The sequence below is a fragment of the Flavobacterium aquicola genome (genome assembly GCF_003385115.1).
GTDB lineage: Bacteria > Bacteroidota > Bacteroidia > Flavobacteriales > Flavobacteriaceae > Flavobacterium > Flavobacterium aquicola.
Genome location: NZ_QUNI01000004.1, coordinates 485,446 through 493,849, shown reverse-complemented (window position 1 = coordinate 493,849; position 8,404 = coordinate 485,446). Strand labels below are relative to the sequence as shown.

Genomic DNA, 8,404 nt, shown 5'->3' with positions numbered 1-8,404 from the left:
ATGATAATTCAAATTTCATTCTCGAATGAAAAAATGAGGGACTTTCAGTCCCTCGTAAAACAAACCTCTGCACTTTCAGTGCAGAGTGGTTTAGTGATGCCAACTACCGGAGTTGTAGAAACTAATCATTTAAAATATGGTTCTGTTTATTCAAACGAAGTAGCCAAAACAGCTTATTATAGCGTAAACATTGATAAATATAATATTAAAGCAGAATTTACAGCATCGAAAAGAGTTGGTGTAAGTAAATTTACTTTCCCGAAAGGTGAATCTAATATTTTATTAAATCTAGGTTTAGGTTTGACAAATGAAGAAGGTGCTATGGTAAAAGTGGTATCATCAACAGAAATTGAAGGAATGCGTTCTGTTGGTTCGTTTTGTTATAATAGTCCCGAAGATGCTTATCCAGTATATTTTGTTGCAAAATTTTCTAAACCTGCCAATAAATTAGGAGTTTGGAAAAAACCATCAAAATATGAAGGTGTTGAAGCGCAATGGATGACGTATAACGGTAAAACCCGAATGATGGAAAATACAATCAAAACGGTTGTTGGCGACAGCATAGGAACGTATTTCTCTTATAAATTTGATAAAGAAGAAACCGTTGAAGTTAAAGTTGGTATTTCGTATGTAAGTATCGCAAATGCACGTGAGAATTTAGAAAAAGAAACAGGAAACAAATCTTTTGAAGCTGTTTACAAAGAAACATATAACGAATGGAACGAAGAACTTTCTAAAATTTTAGTTGAAGGCGATTCAAAAGAGGACAAAACGATTTTTTACACGGCTTTGTATCACACTTTAATTCATCCAAATACATTAAATGATTTCAATGGAGAATTTCCAGAAATTAAAAGTAGTAAAATTGGTAAAACTGACGGAACGCGTTACACCGTTTTTTCGCTGTGGGATACCTATAGAAATTTACATCCGCTAATGTCATTGGTATATCCGCAGCAACAATCAAATATGGTTAAAAGTATGCTTGAAATGTACGATGAAAACGGCTGGATGCCAAAATGGGAGTTAAATTCTACCGAAACATTTACAATGGTTGGCGATCCTGCAAGTATTGTTATTGCTGATACTTATTTAAAAGGAATCCGTGATTTTGATGTTCAAAAAGCATATAAAGCGATGTTGAAAGGAGCAGATCAAATCGAAAATAATCCTTTACGTCCGGGACTTAAAGATTATATCGAAAAAGGTTTTATAACAACTAATGACCGCGGACCTGTTTCTACAACACAGGAATACAATGCATCAGATTATTCGATTTCACTTTTAGCGAAAGCGTTAGGAAAAAAAGAAGATCAGGAACGTTTTAGAAACCGTTCATTATCCTACCGAAAATTATTCGATAAAAATTTAAAATTACTTCGCCCAAGAACAGCTGAGGGAAAATGGTACGAGCCATTTAATCCTGTATCCGGGGCAAATTTTGAAGAAAATATTGGTTTTATCGAAGGCAATGCATGGCAGTATGCTTTTATGGTGCCGCATGATATCAAAGGGCTTATAAAGTTAATGGGCGGTGAAAAAGCTTTTGTCAACCAGCTGCAAAAAGTATTTGATATCAAACAATTTGATATGGCAAATGAGCCTGATATTGCTTATCCTTATTTGTTTAATTACATCAAAAGAGAAGAATGGAGAAGCCAGAAGATGGTTGAAAAATTGGTTAGAGAATATTTTCAAAACAAACCAAAAGGACTGCCTGGAAATGATGATACAGGAACAATGTCAGCTTGGCTGGTTTATTCTATGATGGGAATTTACCCAATATCTCCGGGAGATCCAATTTATACAATTACAACGCCAATGTTTGATAAAATAAGGATCAAATTAGATTCAAAATATTATAAAAAAGAAAGTATAGTAATTGAACGGGAGATCAATAATGATGGCAGAATCAAACAAATTCAGCTCGACGGAAAAACGGTCAATAGTTTTTTTATCACGCATGATGATTTTGTGAATGGAACAACGCTGAAAGTGATTCAAAATTAAAAAATAACACAACTATGTTACAACTAAGAATGAAAAAAACAGCCATTATTTTTGTAATGGCTGTAGGTTTTTTTAACCAGGCCGAAGCACAAAAAAAATACCCTTATCAGGATCCAAAATTACCTGTTGAAGAAAGAGTGCAAGACTTATTAAGCCGAATGAGCCTGGAAGAAAAGGTACGTCAGATGGATATGTACAAAGGAGAATTTTTTAAATATGAAGAAAATTTTTCGAAGTCAAAATCAACAGCTAAAATTGGAAAATTAGGAATTGGAGCTATTCATGACGTTTATCCGCGTTCTGCAATAATGATCAACGATCTTCAAAATGAAGTGATTAAAGGAAACCGCTGGGGAATTCCAGCACTTATTATGTGCGAGATGCTTCATGGTTATTTAGATGACGGAAGTACGGCTTTTCCTATGAATATTGGTTTAGGAGCAACTTGGGACGTTAATGTAATGGATAAAGTTGGAAAAGTAATTGCGATGGAAGCAAGAGCGCATGGAGTTCATTTTGGGTTAGGTCCAAATTTAGATTTAGGCCGTGAACCGCGCTGGGGAAGAGTTGCGGAGACTTTTGGTGAAGATGCGTATTTAAACAGCGAAATTGGTTTAGCGATGATCAAAGGAATGCAGGGCGATGATTTAACTTCAGATCGTTCTATAATTGCTGAGCCTAAACACTTTGCTGTTCACGGTATTCCGCAGGCGGGAGGAAATTCTTCTCCAATTTTAGTGGGAGAGCGTTCGGCTAGAGAAGATCATCTTCCTTCATTTGAAAAAGCATTTAGAAAAGGCGGTGCACTAGGAACTATGTGTGCGTATTCTGAATTAGACGGAATTCCTTGTGCAGCTAATCATTGGCTGCTGACTGATGTTTTGAGAAAAGAGTGGGGTTTTAAGGGAATCGTAGTTTCGGATTTAGGAGCTGTTAAATATTTGCAGACAACACATCATGTAACTGCTTCTCCAAAAGAAAGTATTCGAGAAGCAGTTACAGCTGGAGTTGATATGCAGTTTTATGATTTTACAAATGAGTTTTGGCAGACCAGCCTTATTGAATTGGTAAACGAAAAGAAACTCACAATGGAGCAGATAGATCGTGCTGCCGGAGGAGTTTTAAGATTGAAATTCTTATTAGGATTATTTGAAAATCCGTACATAGATAAAAACTTAATTAAAGAGCGTTTTCATACCAAAGAGAATCAGGATGCTGCTTTAGAAGCCGCACATAAATCGATGATTTTATTGAAAAATGACAACAACATTTTACCTTTAAAGAAAGATATTAAAACAGTTGCAGTTATCGGACCCAATGCAAATGCTTCACGACTTGGAGGATATGCAGTTAAAAATAAAGTTGGAACTACAGTTTTAGAAGGTGTGCAGCAACTTGTGGGAAAAACGGCAAATGTTCTTTATGAAGAAGGAGTTCCTTTAATTGTAAAAGGACAAATTATTCCATCAAAATATTTATTTACTCCGGATGAATCTCAGAACGGATTAAAAGGAGAATATTTTAATAACAGAAATGTTGAAGGAACTCCTGCATTAACTCGTATTGACAATCAATTAGAGTTTGATTGGCCATGGTCTCCAGGAACAGGTATTACAGATGACGATTTCTCCATTCGCTGGACAGGTTATATTAAATCAGATAAATCATTTGATGGATGGTTAGGTCTAAGTTCTGATGATGGAATCAGAATGTGGATTGACGATCAATTGGTTATTGACAACTGGACAAAAGGAGCTACAAGTATCGTTACAACTCCAAAAAATATTGAAGCGGGAAAAAAATATAAAGTCCGTATTGAAATGTGGGAAGGAGGCTGGGGAGCCAGAGCACACTTACGCTGGAATTTGGAAAAAGTAAACTTTCAGCCGGCAATCGACATTGCTAAAAAAGCAGATGTAGCGATTGTTGTTTTAGGAGAATCAAATGAATTAGTAGAAGAAAATCGTGATGTAGCTTCGTTAGACTTACACGGAATGCAGCAGGAATTGATCGAGGCAATTCAAAAAACAGGAACCCCTGTAGTTTGTGTGTTGTTAAACGGCCGTCCGCTTTCTACAAACTGGATTAGCGAGAATATCCCTGCCATTGTTGAAGGATGGTTTCCGGGGGAATTTGGAGGAAAAGCAGTAGCTGATGTTTTATTTGGAGATTACAATCCTGCAGGAAGACTTCCTATTTCTGTTCCAAAATCTGTTGGACAGCTGCCTATATATTATAACCAAAAGCCATCTGCTATTCACAGATATGTTTCAGAAAGTGAAAATCCGCTTTACACATTCGGATATGGTTTGAGTTATACAAAATTCGAATATTCAAATCTTGTCATCAATGCCAAAGAAATTAAAGCTGATGGAGAATTAAAAGTTAGTGTAAATGTTAAAAATATCGGGAGTTATGATGGAGATGAAGTAGTGCAGTTATACATCAATGATGTTTACAGCAGTGTAACGACTCCAAGAAAAACATTAAAAGGTTTTAAAAGGTTATTCGTCGAAAAAAGCGAAACAAAAAAGGTTGAGTTTACATTGACGGCTGATGAATTATCTATCTGGAACAGAGAAATGAAGAGAGTGGTAGAGCCAGGTGACTTCGAAGTTATGATTGGCGGAAATTCTACAGATTTGTTAAAAGTAAATTTTAAGGTTGTAAATGAATAATTTTTTAAATTCCAATTAAATATGCAAAGGTAGATCAAAACGTTATCAGCATTTTTAAGCAAACAACAAAAACATTAACCTTTATTTTAAGGTTGATGTTTTTTATTTAAGAGATACGCCAAATCGTTATTGAATAATTAGCATGTTGGGTTTTTCATTAGTAATAAGTTGTTAAATAAAGCTTTTTTGTTTTAAAAAAATGGAAAAAATAGACTAACACCTTTTCAAATAAGTCATTGGTCGAAATTATATTACGATGACAGAATATAGTTTTAAATTTAACAAACTATTAACCTCTGGTTAATTTATTTGAAGAAAATATTAACACAAAAAACCTAATTATGATTCAAAAAGTATTAAAACTACTGCTTGTGTTCTGTTTATTTAGTTTTCAACATGCTAAATCACAAAACGATACAGTTACAGGTAAAATTACAGATGCGGCTGGTATGCCTTTGCCAGGAGCCACTATTGTTGTTAAAGGATCTCCAACTGGTGCTACAGCAGATTTTGACGGAGCCTATAGTCTTAAGGTGCCAAGTTTGTCTGCGGTATTAGTAGTTTCTTATGTAGGATATGTGACAAAGGAAGTTACGCTTAAAGGTTCTGCTGCCCTTAATATAACATTGGTATCATCCTCTCAAAATCTTAATGAAGTTGTTGTAACTGCACTTGGGCAATCTAAAGCAAAAAAGTCTTTAGGATATGCTACCAGTGTGATTAAGTCTGATGCAATTGTTAAGACAGGTTCACCTACTATTGCTAACGCTATGTATGGGAAAGCTCCAGGGGTTCGTATCACTTCTACTCCAGGAGGCGCTGGAAATATCAATATCCAGATTCGTGGGATTAACTCCATTACAGGTAAAAACCAGCCACTTATTATTTTAGATGGTGTACCAATTCGCGATGGAGCGGCTACGAATAATGATTATTGGACTGATCAGCGTATTAGAAGCAATGGTCTGGCAGATATTAATCCTGAAGATATTGAGAATATCTCCATTCTTAAAGGAGCTTCGGCTGCTGCATTATACGGTTCTGAAGCCGTAAACGGGGTTGTATTGATTACATCAAAATCAGGTAAAGGAAAAAAAGGATTTGGTGTGGACTTTAGCACCAGTTATGCAACTAACCAAATTGCATACTTGCCAAGATTTCAATATGAAAGAGGTCCAGGGTATTCAAATAATAATTATGCATCGTCTGGATTTGTCCTTCCAGACGGTTTTGCTCATTATGATACTGATGGTGATGGCATCAATGAAACGAGAGGTGTCTCGAACGCAAGTCAATCTAATTTTGGTCAGTGGTTTGATGGTCAGCCTATTATGTCATGGGATGGAGTTGTTCGTCCTTATTCGGCTCAAAAAGACGGATACAAAAACATGTTCCAGAATTCATGGGATGGAGTAACAAACATTGCACTTTCTAACAATACAGATAATAGTAATATCCGTTTTTCGTACACACACAATGAATCACAAGGTTTGAGTATGGGTAACATGAATAAAAAAAATACACTTAACCTGAATACATCTTTCAAAACTGGTGAAAATTTGAAAACGGATGTGATTGTGAGTTATATGAATCAAAATGTTCATAACCGTGCTGTTGCTACAGATCGATTGATAAATAACTTTAGCGGAATGATAAGCCCGTTTGATAATGGTGATTGGTACAAAGCTAAATACCAGACCAGTTTAGGATACAAATATGTTACCGGTACAAATCAAAGTTTGACTCCAAGTGAAAACATTATCCGTAATGGCTTTAAGACAGATGTTGGCGATTATTTTTGGAATACAAATGCAATTCAGCAAGACGAAATTACAAATCGTTTGATTGCCAGTGTTACTGAAACCTATACTATTTATAAAGATTTGAAATTACGCGGTCGTGCTTCTACTGATTTAACTTCAGTAAATATAGAAACTAAAAACCCAGTTGATAAACCTTTGGTTTATGGAGTTGGTCCTGGTTCTTATCAAATGGATGCTAATGACTATAATATTTTTTATGGAGATGTAATGCTGACTTACAACAAAAAAATTAATGAAGCTTTCGAAATTGGTGCTTCAGCGGGCTATACCGCATCAAAACAAACCGGTTTTACTTTATCAAGATTTACTGATGGTGGTTTGAGCGTTGAAGGCTGGTACGATATGAATTCTTCAGTGAACGCTGTAAAAAGTTCTGATTTAAAATATACAGAGGTAAAAGACGCTGTATTTGGAACTTTGAACGGCAGCTACAAAAACTACTTGTTCCTTGAAGGCACAATAAGAAGGGATCGTACTTCTACTATGCATCCTGATAATAATGCATTTACCTATCCTTCTGTAAATTCATCTTTTGTATTGTCTGAAGCAGTTAAATTACCAGAAGTAATCAGTTATGCAAAACTTCGGGCTTCCTGGGGTATTGTAGGTAACTACCCAAGTAGGTATGAGTCTAATGTAGCTTTCACTCAAACTACATTGGGTACTCAGGGGACAGCATCTCCAATATTGATTACAAATTCTAATGATGATCCGTATGGTAATGAAGGCATAAAACCGGAGATGAAAAACGAATATGAGCTTGGTTTTGAAATCAAATTTTTTGACAGAAGATTGGGATTAGATCTTTCATATTATAATGCAGAAGTTTATGATCAAATTTTAAGACTGGATTTGGCACCTACAACGGGGGCAAAGAGAATCGTAGCGAATGTTGGAAATTTGAGAAACCAAGGGGTTGAAATTGCTTTGACTGGAACTCCAATAAAAACGACATCTTTTTCTTGGGACGCTACTTTGAACTGGTCTAAAAATACAAACAAAATTGTGAAATTGGCTAACGGTGCAACTGAGTTAGTACATGCTGACTATGATGGATCTGCTGCTCAATTAAAATCAGTAGTAGGTGACCCAATGGGAGGTATTTATGCACATCCTGTTAAGACAGATGCTAATGGCAATAAAATGGTTGACTCTGATGGATTTTATATGATTGACGGAGATAAATGGGAAAAATATGGTTCAGCTATGGTAAAAGGTGTAGGAGGTCTGTTGAACTCATTCGCTTATAAAAATTTTACTTTAGATGTTAATATTGATTATTCTTATGGAGGCTCCTTGATGCCAACAGGGGTTAATTGGATGACAGCAAGAGGATTAACAGAGGAAAGTTTGAACTACAGTACTAATGAGCGTGGTGGTCTTACCTATTATATGGATGCTAATGGCAAGGGGGTTCAAGTTCCTAATAGTGCTGTAAATGGACCAGGTGGTCAAACATTATACCGTGACGGTATGCTGATGAATGGCGTGACTGCAGATGGTTCTGCCAATACTAATATTATATCTCAGGCTGGTTACTATAATACGACTTACAATTGGGGAGGACCTCAATACAGCAGTTCACGTTATGAATTGTATATTAAGGAAAATAATTATATAAAAATGAGAGAAATATCTTTAACATATAATTTACCAGTTGCTTGGGCTAATAAAATTGGTGCTTCTAAATTTAGTTTTTCTGCTTATGGACGTAATTTGTTCTTTATCTACAGATCAATTAAGGATATGGATCCTGAGGCAACTACTGCGGGTTCTCAATGGTCTCAAAATATAAACAATGCAGGAACGAATCCTGCTACCAGAAGTGTTGGATGTATGTTGAGAGCATCTTTTTAATTTGATAATTCATAATTTTTTAAAAAAAAATATAAC

At 35.6% G+C, this 8,404-nt stretch carries 3 protein-coding genes; all 3 read left to right on the top strand.

Annotated features, from left to right (window positions below):
* Positions 1-2,010, top strand: a 2,010-nt coding sequence (locus tag C8P67_RS09695; protein WP_245980415.1) for a GH92 family glycosyl hydrolase, incomplete at its 5' end; no start/stop codon positions are given.
* Positions 2,011-2,024: 14 nt separating this feature from the next.
* Entirely contained in the window at positions 2,025-4,688 is a 2,664-nt protein-coding gene (locus C8P67_RS09690; RefSeq protein WP_115812748.1) for a glycoside hydrolase family 3 N-terminal domain-containing protein, read from the top strand.
* Between the two features lie 341 nt (positions 4,689-5,029).
* Positions 5,030-8,368, top strand: a complete 3,339-nt coding sequence (locus tag C8P67_RS09685; RefSeq protein WP_115812746.1) for a SusC/RagA family TonB-linked outer membrane protein — start codon at positions 5,030-5,032, stop codon at positions 8,366-8,368.
* Positions 8,369-8,404: the final 36 nt, after the last annotated feature.

Coding starts and splice junctions, on each gene's coding strand:
- C8P67_RS09690 (WP_115812748.1), top strand. CDS start 2,025: ATGTTACAACTAAGAATGAAAAAAACAGCCATTATTTTTGTAATGGCT.
- C8P67_RS09685 (WP_115812746.1), top strand. CDS start 5,030: ATGATTCAAAAAGTATTAAAACTACTGCTTGTGTTCTGTTTATTTAGT.